This window comes from Bartonella sp. AP65SXKL (genome assembly GCF_042195725.1).
Taxonomy (GTDB): domain Bacteria; phylum Pseudomonadota; class Alphaproteobacteria; order Rhizobiales; family Rhizobiaceae; genus Bartonella.
Window position 1 is genome coordinate 30,700 of record NZ_JBHIOW010000006.1, and the last position, 19,321, is coordinate 50,020.

The window sequence follows — 19,321 nt, forward strand, 5'->3', positions numbered from 1 at the left end:
TTTATTTTTCTTTTCATTTTGTTTGTAGCATGGCATAATTTTTTGCCAATCTACCATGTATGAGAACCGCAGTTGTATTTTAAAGCTTCTTGCGGTGTTTTATTATAAAAGGAATTTTGATATGGCAAAGATTGTTGAAACGGGGACAGGTGCATTGGCACTGACTTTTGATGATGTACTTTTACAACCCGGTCATTCTCTTGTTATGCCTAGTCAAGTGGATCTCAGTACGCGCATTGCAGCGGATATTAAGCTCAATTTGCCATTGCTTTCTGCGGCAATGGATACGGTAACAGAATCGCGTTTGGCAATTGCTATGGCTCAAGCTGGTGGTCTTGGGGTTATTCATCGTAATATGTCTCCTGCAGAGCAGGCAGAAGAAGTTCGCCAAGTAAAAAAGTTTGAATCTGGTATGGTTGTTAATCCAGTCACCATTGGACCAGATGCAACACTTGAAGAAGCAAAATCTTTGATGCGCTCTCATGGTATTTCCGGTATTCCGGTTGTTGAAAATGGTGCTAAAGGTGAAACTGCTGGACGGCTTGTTGGCATTTTGACAAATAGGGATGTGCGTTTTGCATCGGATCCTAAACAAAAAATTTATGAATTAATGACGCATGAAAATTTAATCACAGTGCGTGAAAATGTTCAACTCAATGAAGCGAAGTATCTTTTACATCATCATCGTATTGAAAAATTATTAGTTGTGGATGAACAGAATCGTTGTGTCGGACTGATAACAGTTAAGGATATTGAAAAAGCAAAATTAAATCCAAACGCTGCCAAAGATTCACAAGGTCGCTTGCGTGTTGCAGCTGCAAGTAGTGTAGGGAACGATGGGTTTGAGCGGGCTGAACGATTAATTGATGCAGGCGTTGATATTCTAGTAATTGATACTGCACATGGACATTCTCAGCGTGTATTAGACACTGTTGAGCGTATTAAAAAAATGACGTTTTCTCCAGCTATTATTGCTGGTAATGTGGCGACTGCTCAAGCAACACAGGCTTTGATTGACAGTGGTGCGGATGCTATAAAAGTTGGGATTGGTCCTGGTTCTATTTGCACAACGCGAATTGTTGCAGGTGTTGGTGTTCCTCAGCTTGCAGCCATTATGAATGCTGCAGAAGTTGCTGAAAAAGCGGGCATTCCCGTTATTGCTGATGGGGGGATAAAAGCTTCGGGTGATTTTGCTAAAGCCTTAGCAGGTGGGGCTTGTGCTGCTATGATTGGCTCTCTTTTAGCGGGTACAGAAGAAAGTCCTGGCGAAGTTTATCTTTATCAAGGACGATCCTTTAAAGCTTATCGCGGCATGGGATCTGTTGGTGCTATGGCACGAGGATCGGCAGATCGCTATTTTCAAGATGATGTTCGTGATGAACTTAAGTTGGTTCCTGAGGGTGTGGAGGGGCAGGTGGCTTATAAAGGTCCTATAGCATCAGTTCTACATCAGCTTGCTGGTGGACTTCGTGCTTCGATGGGGTATGTTGGAGCAAAAGATCTCGTAGAGTTTCGTGAAAAAGCAACGTTTGTACGTATTACGAATGCGGGACTCCATGAAAGTCATACGCATGATGTTTCTATCACACGAGAGAGTCCAAATTATCGTGGGCCAGTTTAAAGATACAAGAGCCTAATATCATATTGCATAAATATAAAATTTGCCGAGAACAAGAAAGAGAGACTGCGCTTTTTCTGTTTGTAATTTGGTGTAATAATCCCAAAAAGGAAAGAATTAGAGGTTAAAACTCTAATTCTTTCTGTTAAGACTATATGAAATAAGTTATATAAAATTAGAATTAACTTTTTGTTGTCTTCCGTCCAGTCTTTGACGCACGTTGGCGAGTGTTTGTCTGATCACTTTGAACGGATTTCTTTCCGTTGTTTGAGGGCATTGTATTATGACGGCTTTTAGACGAAGTTGTTTTTCCATTATTATAAGTCATTATTTTCTCCTTTAAAATTGTCTGGCAGTTGCCATTAGAGTAAAAACGGTCATGCCAAATAGTGGTTCCAAGCATTTTCTAAAAAGTTAATTTTTTGTTGAACGTAAGATGAGCTTGTTTAATTTTATGAGAAGATTTTTTCTATTGTTCAGACAATCCTCGTAAACTTTATTTTACGCCAATAAATTAAAGAGTTTGTTTTTTTCGTAATGCATGGCGGAAATAAGTTTTTTATGGATGGCTACGTATCTTTTAGTATAAGAGGTAGAAGGATAAAAAACGAATGGGCAGAAGATGAAAGGAAAAATTTAGATACTCTAAATTGGATCTTATAAAAAAGTATGATCAGATCGTTTTAAGATTGAATGTAAATTTTTTATGGCGTTGAGAAGGTTTCATTGGCAAGAAGGCGATAATATTATTTTTTAGATGATTTAAAATTTTGTTATTTTAATGGGAGAAATGAATGCGATTAGGTGGGCGTTTGCAAGCAGCAATAGATGTTCTCACAGAGATAGAAATGAAGCATCGCCCAGTAGGAGAAGCTTTAAAGGATTGGGGTCTTTCTCATCGCTTTGCTGGAGCAGGTGATCGTGCAGCTATTGGTACAATCGTTTATGATGTTTTAAGACGACGTTATTCTTTACAATGGCGTATGGAGAGTGATGATATCCGAGATATCGTTTTTGGTGCCTTATTAGATTCTGGAAAAATGACGCTGGAGCAAATTGACGGTGAGTTGACAGAAGATCGGTTTGCACCGCAGTTATTAGGGGCTAAACAGCGTAAATCGTGGCAAGGTCAGCAATTAGTGGATGCTCCAGACTATATTCGTGGTGATATTCCGCAATGGTGTCAAGCGCATCTGCGTCCTTTATTTGGTGATAATTGGATCACTGAAGCGGCTGCGTTAGCAACGCGTCCTTCTTTAGACCTACGGGTAAATAACCTAAAGGCAACACCAGAAAAGGTGCTGAAAGAATTAGCAAAAACCAAACTTAAATCTTTTCCATGGTTTGGGCAAGCTTTAAGAATTGCACCGATTGAAAAGTTTAATCGTCATCCCAATGTTCAAGTGGAACCAGCTTTTCAAAAAGGACACTTTGAAATACAGGATTTAGGATCTCAAATTGTTGCTCACCTTGTGGAAGCGCAAGAGAGCATGCAGGTATTAGATTATTGTGCAGGTGCTGGTGGCAAAACATTAGCTTTAGCTTCCGATATGAACAATCGTGGGCAAATTTATGCTTATGATTCCGATAAAGCGCGCTTAGCTCCTATTTTTGATCGTCTTCGACGCGCTGGTGTTCGTAATGTACAAACACGAGCACAAAAAGAAGAATTGAAGCCATTAATAGGCCAGATGGATAGAGTTCTACTAGATGCACCATGTAGTGGGACAGGAACATGGCGTCGTCGTCCAGATGCGAAATGGCGTTTAACATTAGAACAAGTGAAACAACGCCAAACAGAACAGAGGGATATTTTGAATGAAGCGATAGCTTATCTTAAGCCAAATGGGCGCTTAATCTATATTACCTGTTCTCTTTTTACAGATGAAAATGAGGAACAAATTTCCCATTTCCTTCAACAACATTCTCATTTTTCTCCAATAGATATGCCAGCGCTTTGGCAGAAACATTTTAGTTTTTCTCCTGTGCAACCAGTTTTTTCAAATTATGGACTTACTTTGTCGCCAGCCACAACACAAACAGATGGGTTCTTTTTATCTGTGTTGCAAAAAAAACATTGATCCATATTTTTGCACTTTTTATCATAAACTTTACGAGAATAATCTTTTTCGTAAGAAAATAGGCTTGTGAAAAGAGAAAGATTAAATCATAACTCTCATGAGTTTTCTTTTACAATTGTTGATTGGTTTTCTATGAGCATATCACATCCAGACACTGTTCTTATTATTGACTTTGGTTCACAAGTTACACAACTTATTGCACGACGGGTACGAGCAATGGGGGTATATTGTGAAATTGCTCCTTTTCAATTGGCTTTAGAAGCTGTGCGCCGCATAAATCCTAAAGCTATTATTTTATCAGGGAGTCCTTATTCCGTTATTGATGAGGGCTCTCCGCGTGCTCCAATGGAAATTTTTGAGGCGGGTGTTCCGATTTTGGGTATTTGCTATGGTGAACAAGTCATGTGTGTTCAGCTTGGAGGAAAGGTTGAAGCTGGACATGAGCGTGAATTTGGGCGTGCTTTTTTGGAAGTTCAAGAAGAGAGTGCCCTTTTTGATGGAGTGTGGGAAAAAGGTTCTCGTTATCAAGTATGGATGAGCCATGGTGACCGTGTGGCAGCTTTACCAGAAGGTTTTCGTGTCATAGGAACCTCAAAAGGAGCTCCCTATGCGGCTATTGCGGATGAAAAAAGACATTTTTATGCGGTACAGTTTCATCCTGAAGTTATCCATACACCGGATGGTACAAAACTTTTGCAAAATTTTGTTCATAAGATCTCTGCTATTAAAGGCAATTGGTCAATGGCTTCTTATCGTGAGCAGGCAATTGCTACGATACGACAAAAAGTTGGGAAAAGTCGTGTGATTTGTGGTCTTTCAGGGGGAGTGGATTCATCTGTTGTAGCGGTACTCCTTCATGAAGCTATAGGAGATCAACTGACATGTATTTTGGTAGACCATGGGCTGATGCGCAAGAATGAAGCTGAAGAAGTTCTCACGCTCTTTCGTGATCATTATAATATAGAGCTTATTCACGTTAATGCTGCTGATGTGTTTCTTAATGCTTTAAAAGGTGAGACAGATCCAGAAAAAAAACGCAAAACAATTGGTCGCCTTTTTATTGAAGTTTTTGAAGAAGAAACGAAAAAAATAGGAGGTGCAGAGTTTTTAGCACAAGGAACACTTTATCCAGATGTTATTGAGAGTGTGTCTGCTATTGGTGAAACGGTAACCATTAAAAGCCATCATAATGTGGGTGGGCTACCAGAACAGATGAAGATGAAACTTGTAGAACCGTTACGTGAGCTCTTTAAGGATGAGGTTCGCTCGCTAGGACGAGAGTTAGGGCTACCGGAGCAGTTTATTGGTCGCCATCCTTTTCCAGGTCCCGGCCTTGCAATTCGGTGTCCAGGTGCTGTAACACGTGAAAAATTAGAAATTTTACGCGAAGCAGATGCTATTTATCTTGAGGAAATCCGTAAGGCCGGTCTTTATGATGAAATTTGGCAAGCTTTTGCTGTTCTTCTTCCAGTTCAAACTGTTGGTGTTATGGGGGATGGTCGCACTTATGAATTTGTTTGTGCTCTTCGCGCCGTCACATCTGTAGATGGAATGACTGCTGATTTTTATCCTTATGATATGGCGTTTTTAAGTAAGACAGCAGCACGTATTATTAACGAAGTTAGAGGGATTAATCGTGTTGTATATGATGTAACCTCAAAGCCTCCTAGTACTATTGAATGGGAATAATTAAAATGAAGGATAAGTCTTTTAAGAATAAAATATGACTGAGGGTTTGATATTCGAAAAGTGTAGAAAAAATCATTTAAAAATGATTGTGTATTTTCATATGATATAAGCTTTTATCTGGCAATCTGTACGTCAATATCGTTTAAAATTGAGAAGTGTGGGATTTTGCATGTCTGAGAAAAAAATTGTTGCACACCGTGGAGGAGCTCATCTTTATCCTGAAAATACCCTTTCGGCATTTAATAATGCTATAGCGTTAGGTGTTGATGAAGTTGAATGCGACGTTCATTTGCTAAAAAGCGGTGAAGTGGTTGTCTTTCACGACTTCCGTCTAGACCAATTGGTTGGAAAAAAGGGGTATATTCACGACATTGATAATGAAACACGCAAACAACTCTGCGTAAAAGGAAGCCAAGAAGCACCTCCCTTATTAGAAGAAGTGCTTGATCTTTTAGCACCAACGAATGTTGCATTGCATCTTGAAATCAAGACATGCGGTGAAGTGGAGCGCGAAACAATATTATCCCAAAAAGCGCTTGCGCTAATAAAAAGCCGAAATTTATCAGAACGGGTTTCTGCTATTAGTTTTGATCCTTTTATCCTTCGTCCTTTTATTGAAGCAGGAATACCATCTGGTCCATGTGTTGATAATTTTGAAGGTGATATGTACCGTCATTTTTCTGAATGGAAGCAATTAGGTTATTCTGATCTAAGTGTAGATGGCTCTATTGTTTCACAGAACTTTATTGAAGCAGCTCTTGAGGCTGGTTTTACTGTAGGGGTATGGACAATTAATGGAAAAGCTCGGTTATCATATTGGCTTGATATGCCTGTACATTATATTACGACAGATCAACCTGATCTCGCATTGCAATTGTGTGCACAAAGGTAAAAATACATCAACACAAAAGGAACTATATATCTTCATAAAGTTAGCGTAATGAAAGAAGAAAAATTATCTAATACATGACAATAATACATTGATTTATAATCATAATTAATATTTTATTCATGTGAGTAAGAGACCTTAATACGTAAGATTCTCTTATTTCAAATATTTTTACAATGAATCAATCAAAATCATTCGTTTGCACATTACAAGCAGGGTTGGTGTGTGGATAAAAAATGATTGAGAAAAGAATAAAAATATTCATTTAACGTATTTTAAATGCAAGATTTGTTGAAGCATTAGGATCGCACATGATGATGTCGTTTTGCACTTTTATGAAGTGTAAAAATGATGGCATACAAAAAGTCTTATATACTTTAATGGAGAGGCTTTAGGGCTTATTTTATAGGTGCTATCATGAAATGTAGATGTATTGAAAGATTTTTTAACAGCATGGAAATTGGTTATACAGTGTCATTTTGTTTTGCGTGAGGGGTGTGATCTTGTTACAGGGAAAGAGACTATTAAGCGCTTCAAAATGATTTTCTTAATTTTAAAAAATTCTATTTGTCTCTTCTTTAAATTCAGTAGCAACATCGTGTTAAAGTTATAAGCCGAAAGTTATAAGACAAATAATAAAAGAAGAAACAATTCTTTTTAAAGAAGTAAATCCAGATATTAAAATAGTCATTGAATGATATTTACGATCCATATCTTTTTACCAAGTGACTTTGCTTATTTAAGCCATCTCACTTTTTTCAGATAGTTACAAACGCGTATTTCGTGAATACATAAGAAAGCTTATAAAAGAAAATAAATAAGTTTAAACAAATTCATTTGACCTTTAGGTGGATCCTGTTTAAATGAGAGAATATGTTTCTGAAATAAAACTGTCATAGCATGTTCATGTGTAATACTATAAATTTAGGGGTAGTTTGTATTCCATCACTTCAGAAAGGGTGAAGCATGAGTCGTTTTTATCTTTCCATAGCGGCCACGGTTGCTATCATAATGTCCACAGCGGGGATGACAGAAAGTTTTGCACAGACAAAAATCAGCTTTTGGCATTCTATGAGTGGTGAATTAGGAAAGCAAACTGAAAGTCTCATTAACGATTTTAATGCAAGTCAATCTGAGTATAAAGTTGTTTCTTCATTTCGCGGTGAATATGAAGAGGGATTGATTTCACTCATTGCAGCATTTCGTGGAAAGAAACAGCCAGTACTTGCTCAAATTTATGACGTTGGTACTGGAACTATGATGGCTGCAAAAGGTGCAATCTACCCATTTTATCAACTTATGGCTGATACAAAACAAGAATTTGATCCTACAGATTATTTCCCTGCTATTAGTGGTTATTACTCCGATGAACAGGGACGTATCGTCTCTATGCCATTTAATATTTCAACACCCATCCTTTATTATAACAAAGATATCTTTAAAAAAGCAGGGCTTGATCCAGAACAGCCTCCTAGAACGTGGCAAGATATAGAAAACTTTTCCAAGAAAATTCTTGAGACTAAAGCGGCAACTTGTGGTTTTACAATGGCTTATGCCGCTCAATGGATTGGTATAGAAAATTTTTCAGCGTTGCATAATGTTCCTTTTGGAACGAAGGAAAATGGCTTTAAAGGACTTGATTCAGAACTTACATTTAATGGACCTTTACAAGTGCGTATGTGGACTGACCTGAAAAAGTGGTCTGATCAAGGTATTTTCCGTTATGGTGGTCCAGCAGGTGCATTAGATTCAACACCAATGTTTATGGCACAAAATTGTGCGATTTTTATGCAATCTTCAGGATCACATGCTGGAATTGTTTCTGAAGCTCAGTTTAATGTGGGGGTTGGTATGCTACCGTACTATAAGGATACAGAAGGAGCACCACAAAATTCAGTTATTGGGGGAGCTTCTATTTGGGCGTTTAAGGGCCATACTCCAAAGGAATATGCAGGGGCAGCCGCTTTTCTTAAATTTCTTTCAAAAACAGAAAATCAAGCAAAATGGCATCAGGAAACAGGTTATCTCCCAACCACAAAAGCGACTTATGAATTGAGCAAAAAACAACATTTCTATGAAAAAACGCCAGGTGCGGATATAGCTATCAAACAGATTAATCTTAATCCACCAACAGTTAACTCAAAAGGGATAAGATTTGGTAATTTACCACAAATTCGTGCCATTCTTGATCAAGAGTTGGAAGCTGTTCTTAGTGGTTCAAAAACGCCGAAAGATGGTTTAGATGAGACCGTTGAACGTGGAAATAAACTCTTGCGTGAATTTGAAAGATCTAATCATTAATTTCGTTTTATTGTTAAACATTAAAGACTCAACAAAAACGGTTGAGTCCTTTTTGTTTACTTTTTTAAAGTCTCTACATTTAAAGAGCCCTATGAATGCAAGAAAAACATGCATATTTTAAAAATAGTCTACTTTCTTACGGACTGCTTTTTCCTCAGCTTCTTGTGACTTTTTTGTTTTTCTTTTGGCCTGCTGCTCAAGCAATAAAATCATCTTTTGAGCGTGAAGACCCTTTTGGCTTTACAACAACCTTTATTGGTTTTGAGAATTATCTAACCGTTCTTTCTGATCCTACTTATCGGCAATCGCTTTTTACAACCGCAGTATTTTCCATCTCAGTTACTGTCGCTTCAATGACAATATCACTTCTCTTAGCTGTCTGTGTTGATCGTGTCATCCGTGCAAAAAAGGCTTATACAATGCTTTTGCTCTGGCCCTATGCTGTTGCTCCAGTATTGGCAGGCATATTGTGGCTGTTTATCTTTCATCCCACCATCGGAATTATCCCTTTTTTTCTCGAGAAAATAGGGGTGCTATGGAATTATCGTATTAATGGCACTCAAGCAATGATTCTTATTGTCATTGCGGCTAGTTGGAAACAAATTTCTTACAATTTTCTCTTTTTTCTTACAGGTCTTCAGTCTGTTCCGCGTTCTCAAATAGAAGCAGCCGCCATTGATGGTGCTGGTCCCTTTAAACGATTTTGGACAGTGGTTTTCCCGCAAATTTCACCAACGACGTTTTTCCTTCTTATTGTCAATGTCAATTATGTTATGTTTGATACTTTTGGTATTATTGATAATACAACTTCTGGAGGTCCTGCGCGTGCAACGAGCATCCTCGTCTATAAAGTATATGACGATGGCTTTAGAAATCAAATAATCGGTGCATCAGCAGCACAATCAACAATATTGATGTTGATGGTTATTGTCTTAACGTTTATCCAGTTTCGCTGGATTGAGCGCCGTGTACAATATTAGGAAACAAATTATGGTTGAAAATCGCCCTGTTTTGAAATTTCTAACCCATATTACTCTCATTGTTGGTATTATCATTATTTGCTTTCCAGTTTATGTTGCTATCATTGCATCAACTCATAGTTCAGCAGCATTTAACTCAGGAACACTTCCTCTTTTGCCTGGGAAATATGCTCTGGAAAATTATAAAACAATCTTTGGTGATGGCCTTGCACAGCTGGGTTTGCCCAACCTCTGGCCACTCTTAATGAATTCATTCATTATGGCTCTTGGGATTAGCGTTGGAAAAATTATTATTTCACTTTTGTCTGCTTATGCAATTATTTACATGCGCTTTCCCTTCCGAAAAACTGCTTTTGTTCTTATTTTTGTTACATTGATGCTCCCTGTCGAAGTTCGTATTCTTCCAACCTATGAGATTGTTGCAAAATTGGGGATGGTCAACACCTATAGTGGAATGATTATTCCACTTATTGCATCTGCGACCGCTACATTTTTATTTCGCCAGTTTTTTTTGACTGTTCCAGATGAACTCTTAGAGGCGGCACGTGTTGATGGTGCAGGTCCAGTTAAATTTTTTAAGGATATTCTTCTTCCTCTTAGTAAAAGCAATATTGCTGCTTTATTTATCATTATGTTCATTTATGGATGGATACAATATCTCTGGCCTCTTATCATCACAACGGATCAAAATCATCAAACGATCCTTATTATTTTAAAACAGCTTATTGTCGAATCACTTCAACATGATCCTCAATGGAATATACTCATGGCAGTATCGGTTGTTGCCATGGTTCCCCCTGTTCTTGTTGTTATCTTCATGCAGCGGCTTTTTATCAAAGGCCTTATTGAAACGGAGAAGTAATTGTGGCCATAATCCAGTTATCAAATATAAAAAAACAGTATGACAACGGCATTCTGGTCATTGATGATTTAAACTTAACTGTTGCCGATAAAGAACTTCTTGTTCTTGTCGGTCCTTCAGGGTGCGGAAAATCGACCTTATTACGTATTATAGCAGGACTTGAACAAGTTACCTCAGGTGAATTATGCATTGATAACGAATGTATCAATGATCGTGAACCAGCTGATCGTGATATCGCTATGGTTTTTCAAAATTATGCCCTTTATCCCCATATGACAGTTCGTGGAAATTTAGAATATGGTCTTAAAAATCGTAAAACTCCTAAAGAAGAAATTAAAAAACGTATCGCACATGCTGCAAAGCTTTTGGAGATAGAACCATTTCTTGATCGTAAACCACGACAATTATCAGGAGGACAACGTCAGCGTGTTGCAATGGGGCGTGTGATTGTACGTCAACCCCGTGTTTTTCTCTTTGATGAACCTCTTTCAAATCTTGATGCAAAATTACGGGCGCAAATGTGTATTGAAATAAAAACACTACAGCGTTCATTAGGAACAACGAGCCTCTATGTTACCCATGATCAACTAGAAGCTATGACATTAGCTGATAGAATAGTCGTTTTGAATAAAGGAGCTATCGAGCAAATTGGAACACCAATGGAAATTTACGATACTCCAGCAACAACATTTGTTGCTGATTTTATTGGTTCTCCTCCTATGAATTTTCTTGATCGCTATGTCTTAGAACAACATTTAGGGCATTCATTTTCTTATGGTGAAGAAACTGATCTTTTAGCATTCAGACCTGAAATAATCTTATTGGGCGAACATCCAGATAAAGGGCCTGTCTTTCACACAAAAATTGAGCTTATCAAGCTTATTGGAACAGGTTGCCATGTTTTAACGCGTTGGAATGGTATCATCTTTACGATTGAAATAAAAGAACGCTTGACACACGACTATGGTCAAAAACTAAGTTTCACTGTTGCTCATCAGAATTTTCATACTTTTAATAAAAACACAGGAAAGCGCACAAATAATAAGTAAGCATTAATTGATGTGATACGACTCTCTTTTATGCTGCGTCATGATAATGGTGTGTTTTGACTTGCTCAATTACATTTACAAACTCAGGTTGTAACCGATGGGATTAAAAACAAAATTTTAACAGTTTTGGTAATGATCTATTGTCCCGTGGCGCTGAGAATGTCAAAACATTTATATGAAGAAATTTTGCATTTTCACGGTCTGTAAGAAGAATATAATTTTCAAACATCATTTTCATTATAAAAAAACAACATATTATCATATGTTTCTTGATGTAATAATTTATGTGTATTATAAAAGTAAAAGAGAGAAATAGAGAGAAAAAATGAGTCACAGATAAGGGAGGATGCGCCCCATATCTGAGCTTTGATCCCTAACATAAGAAGTCTATTTGATGCACAAAATACGATGCTGTTCTAAATAATCTCTACGAGAATAGGCGCATTCTATTTTACCGCTGGCCATATGATCTAAAATAGTTTCAGAGCTCCTATAAGAAGCATTTGTTTTTTTTACCAATCACATAAATTAGAGAGAAACCTATGCGCGCATGCTGCAAGTTTATTTTTTCTCATGTAAATCACTATGCAATTCTCAACAAGGGTATCTGATAAGTTGCAAAAAATCACTGAGAGATAGAAGGCGTGCTTGTTTTAGAATTTTCATTACTTTTAGCGATAAAAGCAGATGAAACACATCTGTAACATCTCATCGATCTTTTCTATATTCTTGAGTTAAAAATTGCCTATAGATCATCCTCAAACAGATCTTTATGAATATAACATAAAGGATCGATGCGAATACCTATAAGAATCAGCAGAGACAAAGACAGTTATGTTATTGTTTTACAAAGCATTGTATAAAATCTGGTATATTTTTTCAATATATTGCCAGTTTATTAATGGTTTTATGATATTACTTTCTTATAAAGCGCGTGCTTTTTGTTGCTTATAAATCAACCTAAACTTTATACAGCAGTATGTTTGAGACAAATATGAAGACGGTTCAGTGCTGTATTCAGTTTTGTATGCCAAAGTAGAATAAGCTTATCTGCTTGTGTAATTTCTAAAATGAGGAGACAGCTTAATTTAGGGAGAATATGAAAGCATCAAATAAAAAATAGATTCTGTCTTTAGCATCATCTTTTAATTTAGTATTGCAATTTTCAAAAACATCTGAGCCAGTGTCTCTTACATAATGGCGATTAAGTATTGCCGAACACATTTTTTTACGTAATAGAATTGCATCTCTCATACAAAACAGAATACCTAAACAGAAGGCTATTGGGTTGCCAATTTACGCACTTTTTTTAAAAAATATCTTGCAAGGTTGTTCCAACTATTTTTTCACGCAGTCGTTTATAAGTAGTATAACATAAAATCCATTGTGTATCGCCATCTTTATGCTTATAAAAATGCAAGCTGGGGCCATTATCATACTCTCTTTCAGTCTCCAACATTGCAACAATTATTGTGTTGAGACTCTTCATAAGAGGTATTTTTTCTTCAAGTGGTTTTTATTCATACACTAATTCTACTTGCATGTTATAAATGAAGTTGGATAGATAAAAATACTTTAAGAAAGAGACACCAAATTCTTCTTATGAATCGTTTCAAGTGTCGAGAGTTATTGTAAAAGAAGCATTGAAAAATAGAATGCTACTGCTGACAGTTTGGGCACCATGAGGCAATAAATCCACTTACTTTATCTATCTTAGAATCTATAGAGTATAAATTTCTCTGTAAAAGTAACTTTATTTCATATCAATGTTATCAATTATAGCTGTTGGGGCATCATTAGTAACATAATCATAGACTTACGATTTTATGAACTCTTTTTTATCTCTTTTATAGAAGATCTTAATGTTTTGTGATAGCATCAATGATGGTATTCACATTATGTTCCATCATATCGAGATAAGTTGCTGCAGGGCCATTTTTGTTTGACAATGCATCAGAATAAAGTGTTCCACCAATTGTTAAGCCTGTTTCTTTTGCAATCTGTTTTATGAGACGGGGATTAGAGATATTTTCAACGAATAGGGCAGTTGCTTTATTCGCTTTAATTTGTTTTATAAGTTTAGCAACATCGGCTGCGGTTGCTTCAGTTTCTGTTGAAGCACTTTGAGGGGCAAGGATAGTAAAACCATATTCCTTGGCAAAATAGCCAAAGGCATCATGAGATGTGATAATGATACGTTTATCTTTAGGAATGGTAGCAATTTTTGTTTTCAGGGTATCTTGTGCTATTTTAAGTTTTTGGATGTAGGTTTCGGCATTTTTTTTGTAGCTGGTACAGGATTGTGGATCGATTTTACAAAAAGCAGCAGCGATATTCTTCACATAGATTTTGACATTGGGAATTGTTTGCCAAGCGTGTGGATCAATAACGCTGTGGTGGTGATGGGCATTATGTTCTTGATTTTTCATTTTGAGGGAGGGAATGTTAGCGCTAACTTCGACAAGAAGTGCTTTTGTACCACTTGCTGTAATGAGGCGATCAATAAATCCTTCTAAATGAAGCCCGTTGATGAAAATAATTTGAGCATTTCTAAGAGCCTGAGCATCATGGGGGGTAGGTTCATAAGTGTGAGTATTCGCATTGGGACCTACAAAAGTGGTCATAGAGATATGGTTGTCTCCTACATTTTTTACGAGATCTGCAAGAATAGAAAAGCTCGCAACAACTTTGATTTTATTGTGTGCAGAAGCAGAAAATGGAGAAAGGGCAAGCAATAAAGCTCCAAGAAGAACAAATTTTTGAGCAAACTTAGGCACATTTTTTTCCTTAAAGTGAGGAGGTATAAAAGAGGTGGGGAAACCATGTTACAATAAAGCCACGTGGACTTATCAAACAGGAAACAAGATAAATAAATCCTGCGGCAATGATGATAGCAGGGCCGGAGGGAAGTGAAAGATGAAAAGAAAGCAGGAGACCACATACGCTAGAAATGATTCCAAAAAGAGTGGAAAGCGCGCAAATAGGGCCTAGCCGTGAAAACCAAAAACGGGCTGTAATGGCTGGAATCATCATAATACCAACGGAAAGTAATGTTCCTAGTGATTGAAAGCCTCCAACCAGATTCAGCACCACAAGTCCAAGCAATGAAATATGAATATATTTACTCAATGGAGAGAGTGATTTAAAAAAGAGGGGGTCAAAGCTTTCTAAAACGAGTGCACGCCAAAAAATACAAAGGCTGCAGAGTGTAATCAGCATTATAGTAGTGATTAACCAAAGGGCTTGTGCATCAAGTGCAAGAACCGATCCGAATAAGAGATGAAGCAGCTCAATTGTTGAGTCTTTCAGTGAGATAATAATAACACCTGCCGCGAGTGCAATAAGATAAAAGACGGTCATGGATGCATCTTCTTTCTGAAAGCTGTTTCGTGAAATCAAAATGGTTGCTAAAGCAACAATAAGACCAGCGAAGATACCACCAAGTGTCATAGATATGAGGGAAAAACCACAAATCAGAAAAGCAATTGCAACACCAGGAAGAATGGCATGAGAGATAGCATCTCCTGTCAAGCTCATTCCACGGAGCATCAAAAACACACCAACAGGACAAGCGCTAATAGACAGAAAAATAGAACCGATAAGGGCGTTTTGCATAAATTGGAAATCAACAAAGGGGGCAAGAAAAAATGCATACACGTCTTATAACCTAAGAAAGAGAGGATCATTGATGAGAAGATTTTGTTTTTGTGCGCTAATAGGGAAAGAATTGGATGTGAGAGGTGGCATAACGTGATGAAGGGTGTTGTTTAAAAACTGTGTTGTTTCTCCATAAAAGGCGTTTTGTTGATCAATTTGAATCATTTGGGGGAAAAATTCTTGCACGATGAGAGGGTTATGGAGTGCGGTGAGAATTGTGCGTCCTTGCTGTTGCCAGTATGTGATCAGAGCAAGAAGGTCTTTTTGGGTATTATGATCTACACCATTGAAAGGTTCATCAAGTAAAATAATATTGGCATCTTGTACAATGATACGTGCAAAAAGAGCGCGTTGTAATTGCCCGCCTGATAATGTTTCAAGCGAACGGGGTGCGAGTTCTGTAAGCCCAACCATTTTAAGAGCATTTTGAATCTTAGAATCATAAGGGCGCTGATTCTTCCATAATCCACAAAAAGACCACAGTCCTGTTTTTACAAGCGTTTTCACATCAATTGGAAATGTTTGATCTATATTACATTGCTGAGCAAGATAAGCAATGCGGCTTTTTTTTGGTTTTGTAATTTTTCCTTTAAGAGGTTTAATCAATCCGGCGATGGCTTTTAGCAGTGTCGATTTTCCAGCGCCATTATCACCTGTTATTGCAACCAATGAACCAGCTTTTAACTTTGCTGAAAAGTTCTTTATTGCTATTCTATTCCTATAGCCTAATGTTGTTTTATTGAAGTGCAGATCCATATTTTTTACCATCGTTGCTTATTATTTTGGAAACTATGTAATAATATAACGTTTGTCAACAAAATGTTATATTATTACATAGTTTTGAGTACTGAAAATTTTAGTGGGAAGATCGTGGAAAATTAAAAATAATAATTGAATTCACCTTGACGAAAGAGAGAGAGTATATACTATATATAGTATCAAAATGATTGGTGATTCTAAATAAGCACAAGAGAGGGTGTTAGTGTGTTTCGTTTGGTATCTAAGTTATTTCCATTATTGTAAAGAGTTTATTGGCCAAAGGTATAGCAGTATTTTTACTGAAGGGTCTCTTTTGGAAGGATTTCCTTTCGTTTTTGTAATTGATTTTTGCCGTAAAAGAGCAAACAGAGCTCTTGAAAAACGGTAGTTTAGAACATTAGTTTTTTAGACAGCAGGAGGGAATTGTAATGCAAGCAAAAGATTGTTTTATAACTAGGGGGCTTTGCCATTTAAGTTGTAGAATAATCGCTTATTCTCATCATAGTTTTTGAAGTTATTTGATGAGGAATTCTGTTATGTTCAGGAAGCTGTGTATTATTTGAAAATAACCACATGTTTTGCGTACAATTTCTATTTTTTGTTATTCTTGAGTACCTATAAAATTATTAGATTGACCTTTCAGGGTTGATTGTTTGGAATTGTGAAAGTTGAAGAAAATGTCGATCACTATTTATAGCAAACCATCTTGTGTCCAATGTGATGCTACACGCCGCGCTTTTGATGCAAAAGGCATTCATTATCGTGTTGTTGATATTTCCTGTGATGAACAAGCATACAGTTTTGTTCAATCTCTGGGGTATCGTCAGGTTCCTGTCGTTGTTTGTGGTGAAAATCATTGGTCTGGTTTTAGACCAGATATGATTAGTGGTCTTTGTGCTTAATGGGGCTTATTGTTTATTATTCGAGTGCAACGGGTAATACAGAACATTTTGTCTCGCAGCTTGGGCAAAGACTCTTCAAAATTGATAAAAGAAAGCCTTCTGCATTGGTTGGTGAACCTTATGTATTGGTTGTTCCTACATATGCAGATGGTGAAGGAAGAGGGGCCGTGCCGAAAGCCGTTGTCCAGTTTCTTAATGAAGCTGAGAACCGAAAATTAATTTGTGGTGTTATTGGCGGTGGGAATCGTAATTTTGGTCGCTATTATAATCTAGCAAGTAAAATTATTGCTGAAAAATGTTGTGTACCTTGCCTTTATCGTTTTGAGCTGCGTGGAACTGATGAAGACGTTATTTATGTAAAAAAGGGATTGGAAAGATTTTGGAAACAATTGGTATAGGACAATCGCAGAAATCGGATCAGATTACTGATTATCATGCGTTGAATGCAATGCTTAATCTTTATGATGAAAATGGTCATATTCAATTTGATATGGATCGGCTTGCTGCGCGGCAATATTTTCTTCAGCATGTTAATCAAAATACAGTTTTTTTTCATAACCTGAAGGAAAAAATAGATTACTTAATAGAGGAAGGTTATTATGAAAAAGCTTTATTTGAGCTTTATGATTTTTCTTTTATTAAAAAGCTTTTTAAACGTGCTTATGCATTTAAATTTCGTTTTCCTACCTTTTTAGGCGCATTTAAGTATTATACCAGCTATACACTGAAGACTTTTGATGGGAAACGTTATCTTGAACGTTATGAAGATCGCGTTTGTCTTGTAGCTTTATATTTGGCACAAGGGAATAAAGCTCTTGCTGAAAGTTTTGTGGATGAAATTATTACAGGACGTTTTCAACCGGCAACACCAACATTTTTAAATGCTGGGAAAAAACAACGAGGTGAATTGGTTTCGTGTTTTTTGCTACGTGTTGAAGATAATATGGAATCGATAGGTCGTTCGGTTAATTCGGCTTTGCAGCTTTCAAAACGTGGTGGAGGTGTGGCGCTTTGTTTAACGAATTTGCGGGAAGCAGGGGCGCCAATTAAGCAAATAGAAAATCAGTCCTCAGGTGTTTTACCGGTGATGAAACTCTTGGAAGATTCTTTTTCTTACGCCAATCAGCTTGGGGCACGACAGGGGGCTGGAGCTGTTTATTTGCATGCTCATCATTTAGATATTATGAAGTTTTTGGATACAAAGCGTGAAAATGCTGATGAAAAAGTTAGAATTAAAACGCTTTCGCTTGGTGTCGTTATTCCTGATATTACTTTTGAGCTTGCACGGAATAATGAGGATATGTATCTCTTCTCATCGTATGACATCGAGCGTGTGACAGGTAAGCCCTTTAGCGATATTTCTTTAACGGAGCATTATCGTTCTTTTGTTGATAATGCAAAGATTCGTAAAAAGAAAATAAGTGCACGCGTTTTTTTCCAGACATTAGCGGAAATTCAATTTGAGTCGGGTTATCCCTATATTTTATTTGAGGATACTGCTAATCGATCGAATCCGATAGCTGGGCGCATAAGTATGAGCAATTTATGTTCAGAAATTTTGCAGGTGAGTGAGGCGAGTGAACTGGAGACAGATTTAACTTATCGCACGATTGGAAGTGATATATCCTGTAATCTTGGATCCATGAATATTGCCAAAGCAATGGAAAGTCCTGATTTTGGACAGACCGTGGAATCTGCTGTTCGCGCTCTGACTGCTGTTTCGGATATGAGCAATATTGATTGTGTGCCTTCCATTGCGAAAGGCAATGCTGAAAGTCATGCGATTGGTTTGGGACAAATGAATTTGCATGGGTTTCTAGCGCGTGAGCAGATCTATTATGGGTCTCCAGAAGCGATTGATTTTACCAATATCTATTTTTATATTGTGACATATCACGCCATACGTGCTTCCAATTTAATTGCGCACGAACGTCAAGAAATGTTTGCAGGGTTTGAAAAATCAGCTTATGCAGATGGACGTTTTTTCGAGAAATATATTGAAAAAGAATGGAAACCGCAATTTGCGCTTGTGCAAGAGCTTTTTGCACGGAATAATATTGTTATTCCAGATCAAAAGGATTGGCAGGAACTCAAAAAATTAGTTATTGAGTACGGGCTTTATAATCGCAATCTACAGGCAGTTCCTCCCACGGGATCTATTTCCTATATTAATCATGCCACTTCCTCCATTCATCCAATTGCTTCAAAAATCGAAATTCGCAAAGAGGGAAAAATTGGGCGCGTTTATTATCCTGCTCCTTATATGGATAATACGAATTTGAATTTTTACCAAGATGCTTATGAGATTGGCCCTGAAAAAATTATAGATACCTATGCTGCGGCAACACAGCATGTTGATCAAGGTCTTTCATTAACATTATTTTTTCCTGATACAGCGACCACACGTGATATTAACCGCGCACAAATTTATGCTTGGAAAAAGGGTATCAAGAGTATTTACTATGTACGATTACGGCAAGTAGCATTAAGTGGAACAGAAGTTGATGGCTGTGTTTCGTGCAGTTTATAGGAGA

At 37.2% G+C, this 19,321-nt stretch carries 15 protein-coding genes; 11 read left to right on the forward strand and 4 right to left on the reverse strand.

What is annotated here, in order from left to right; translation table 11 throughout:
- Positions 1 to 121 precede the first annotated feature (121 nt).
- Positions 122 to 1,621, forward strand: a complete 1,500-nt coding sequence (gene guaB / locus ACFIMP_RS05090) for an IMP dehydrogenase (RefSeq protein ID WP_375613284.1) — start codon at positions 122 to 124, stop codon at positions 1,619 to 1,621.
- A 178-nt stretch (positions 1,622 to 1,799) separates the two neighbouring features.
- Here guaB and ACFIMP_RS05095 read toward each other — a convergent pair whose 3' ends face one another.
- Positions 1,800 to 1,946, reverse strand: a complete 147-nt coding sequence (locus ACFIMP_RS05095; RefSeq protein ID WP_273722522.1) for a hypothetical protein — start codon at positions 1,944 to 1,946, stop codon at positions 1,800 to 1,802.
- Between the two features lie 466 nt (positions 1,947 to 2,412).
- Here ACFIMP_RS05095 and ACFIMP_RS05100 point away from each other — a divergent pair, with 466 nt between their 5' ends.
- From ACFIMP_RS05100 to ACFIMP_RS05130, 7 genes are all read left to right on the forward strand, one after another.
- Positions 2,413 to 3,699, forward strand: a complete 1,287-nt coding sequence (locus ACFIMP_RS05100) for an RsmB/NOP family class I SAM-dependent RNA methyltransferase (RefSeq protein ID WP_375627664.1) — start codon at positions 2,413 to 2,415, stop codon at positions 3,697 to 3,699.
- 132 nt (positions 3,700 to 3,831) lie between these two features.
- Positions 3,832 to 5,388, forward strand: coding sequence for a glutamine-hydrolyzing GMP synthase (gene guaA / locus ACFIMP_RS05105; RefSeq protein WP_375611844.1), 1,557 nt, complete (start codon positions 3,832 to 3,834; stop codon positions 5,386 to 5,388).
- Between the two features lie 169 nt (positions 5,389 to 5,557).
- Complete coding sequence (locus ACFIMP_RS05110; RefSeq protein WP_375613286.1) at positions 5,558 to 6,280, forward strand: glycerophosphodiester phosphodiesterase; 723 nt, start codon at positions 5,558 to 5,560, stop codon at positions 6,278 to 6,280.
- Positions 6,281 to 7,243: 963 nt separating this feature from the next.
- Complete coding sequence (gene ugpB, locus ACFIMP_RS05115) at positions 7,244 to 8,578, forward strand: sn-glycerol-3-phosphate ABC transporter substrate-binding protein UgpB (RefSeq protein WP_375618067.1); 1,335 nt, start codon at positions 7,244 to 7,246, stop codon at positions 8,576 to 8,578.
- Positions 8,579 to 8,673: 95 nt separating this feature from the next.
- Positions 8,674 to 9,558 (forward strand): sn-glycerol-3-phosphate ABC transporter permease UgpA, encoded by an 885-nt coding sequence (gene ugpA / locus ACFIMP_RS05120; protein ID WP_375627662.1) that lies wholly within the window; start codon positions 8,674 to 8,676, stop codon positions 9,556 to 9,558.
- 10 nt (positions 9,559 to 9,568) lie between these two features.
- Positions 9,569 to 10,420 carry a sn-glycerol-3-phosphate ABC transporter permease UgpE gene (gene ugpE / locus ACFIMP_RS05125; protein WP_375633937.1) on the forward strand — a complete coding sequence of 284 codons (852 nt, stop codon included), beginning with the start codon at positions 9,569 to 9,571 and terminating at the stop codon, positions 10,418 to 10,420.
- Between the two features lie 2 nt (positions 10,421 to 10,422).
- Positions 10,423 to 11,469, forward strand: coding sequence for a sn-glycerol-3-phosphate import ATP-binding protein UgpC (locus tag ACFIMP_RS05130; RefSeq protein ID WP_375613290.1), 1,047 nt, complete (start codon positions 10,423 to 10,425; stop codon positions 11,467 to 11,469).
- Positions 11,470 to 13,328: 1,859 nt separating this feature from the next.
- On the opposite strand, the gene ACFIMP_RS05135 is transcribed toward ACFIMP_RS05130, so the two are convergent.
- Genes ACFIMP_RS05135 through ACFIMP_RS05145 form a run of 3 tightly spaced genes read right to left on the reverse strand, consistent with a single transcriptional unit; the run spans position 13,329 to position 15,882 of the window.
- The gene (locus ACFIMP_RS05135; RefSeq protein WP_375613291.1) at positions 13,329 to 14,246 is read right to left on the reverse strand and encodes a metal ABC transporter solute-binding protein, Zn/Mn family; all 918 of its coding nucleotides are present in this window, start codon (positions 14,244 to 14,246) and stop codon (positions 13,329 to 13,331) included.
- Positions 14,247 to 14,256: 10 nt separating this feature from the next.
- Positions 14,257 to 15,126, reverse strand: coding sequence for a metal ABC transporter permease (locus ACFIMP_RS05140; RefSeq protein WP_375613292.1), 870 nt, complete (start codon positions 15,124 to 15,126; stop codon positions 14,257 to 14,259).
- 3 nt (positions 15,127 to 15,129) lie between these two features.
- Complete coding sequence (locus ACFIMP_RS05145; protein ID WP_375613293.1) at positions 15,130 to 15,882, reverse strand: ABC transporter ATP-binding protein; 753 nt, start codon at positions 15,880 to 15,882, stop codon at positions 15,130 to 15,132.
- Positions 15,883 to 16,562: 680 nt separating this feature from the next.
- On the opposite strand from ACFIMP_RS05145, the gene nrdH reads away from it, so the two are divergent.
- Genes nrdH through nrdE form a run of 3 tightly spaced genes read left to right on the forward strand, consistent with a single transcriptional unit; the run spans position 16,563 to position 19,317 of the window.
- Positions 16,563 to 16,787 carry a glutaredoxin-like protein NrdH gene (nrdH, locus tag ACFIMP_RS05150; RefSeq protein WP_005774163.1) on the forward strand — a complete coding sequence of 75 codons (225 nt, stop codon included), beginning with the start codon at positions 16,563 to 16,565 and terminating at the stop codon, positions 16,785 to 16,787.
- Entirely contained in the window at positions 16,787 to 17,185 is a 399-nt protein-coding gene (gene nrdI / locus ACFIMP_RS05155; RefSeq protein WP_375613294.1) for a class Ib ribonucleoside-diphosphate reductase assembly flavoprotein NrdI, read from the forward strand. Before nrdH ends, nrdI begins: the two co-directional genes overlap by 1 nt.
- The gene (gene nrdE, locus ACFIMP_RS05160; RefSeq protein ID WP_375611834.1) at positions 17,167 to 19,317 is read left to right on the forward strand and encodes a class 1b ribonucleoside-diphosphate reductase subunit alpha; all 2,151 of its coding nucleotides are present in this window, start codon (positions 17,167 to 17,169) and stop codon (positions 19,315 to 19,317) included. Before nrdI ends, nrdE begins: the two co-directional genes overlap by 19 nt.
- Positions 19,318 to 19,321 lie beyond the last annotated feature (4 nt).

Coding starts and splice junctions, on each gene's coding strand:
- ugpE (WP_375633937.1), top strand. CDS start 9,569: ATGGTTGAAAATCGCCCTGTTTTGAAATTTCTAACCCATATTACTCTC.
- guaA (WP_375611844.1), top strand. CDS start 3,832: ATGAGCATATCACATCCAGACACTGTTCTTATTATTGACTTTGGTTCA.
- ugpA (WP_375627662.1), top strand. CDS start 8,674: ATGCAAGAAAAACATGCATATTTTAAAAATAGTCTACTTTCTTACGGA.
- ACFIMP_RS05100 (WP_375627664.1), top strand. CDS start 2,413: ATGCGATTAGGTGGGCGTTTGCAAGCAGCAATAGATGTTCTCACAGAG.
- ACFIMP_RS05095 (WP_273722522.1), bottom strand. CDS start 1,946: ATGACTTATAATAATGGAAAAACAACTTCGTCTAAAAGCCGTCATAAT.
- nrdH (WP_005774163.1), top strand. CDS start 16,563: ATGTCGATCACTATTTATAGCAAACCATCTTGTGTCCAATGTGATGCT.
- ugpB (WP_375618067.1), top strand. CDS start 7,244: ATGAGTCGTTTTTATCTTTCCATAGCGGCCACGGTTGCTATCATAATG.
- ACFIMP_RS05110 (WP_375613286.1), top strand. CDS start 5,558: ATGTCTGAGAAAAAAATTGTTGCACACCGTGGAGGAGCTCATCTTTAT.
- guaB (WP_375613284.1), top strand. CDS start 122: ATGGCAAAGATTGTTGAAACGGGGACAGGTGCATTGGCACTGACTTTT.
- ACFIMP_RS05145 (WP_375613293.1), bottom strand. CDS start 15,882: ATGGATCTGCACTTCAATAAAACAACATTAGGCTATAGGAATAGAATA.
- nrdI (WP_375613294.1), top strand. CDS start 16,787: ATGGGGCTTATTGTTTATTATTCGAGTGCAACGGGTAATACAGAACAT.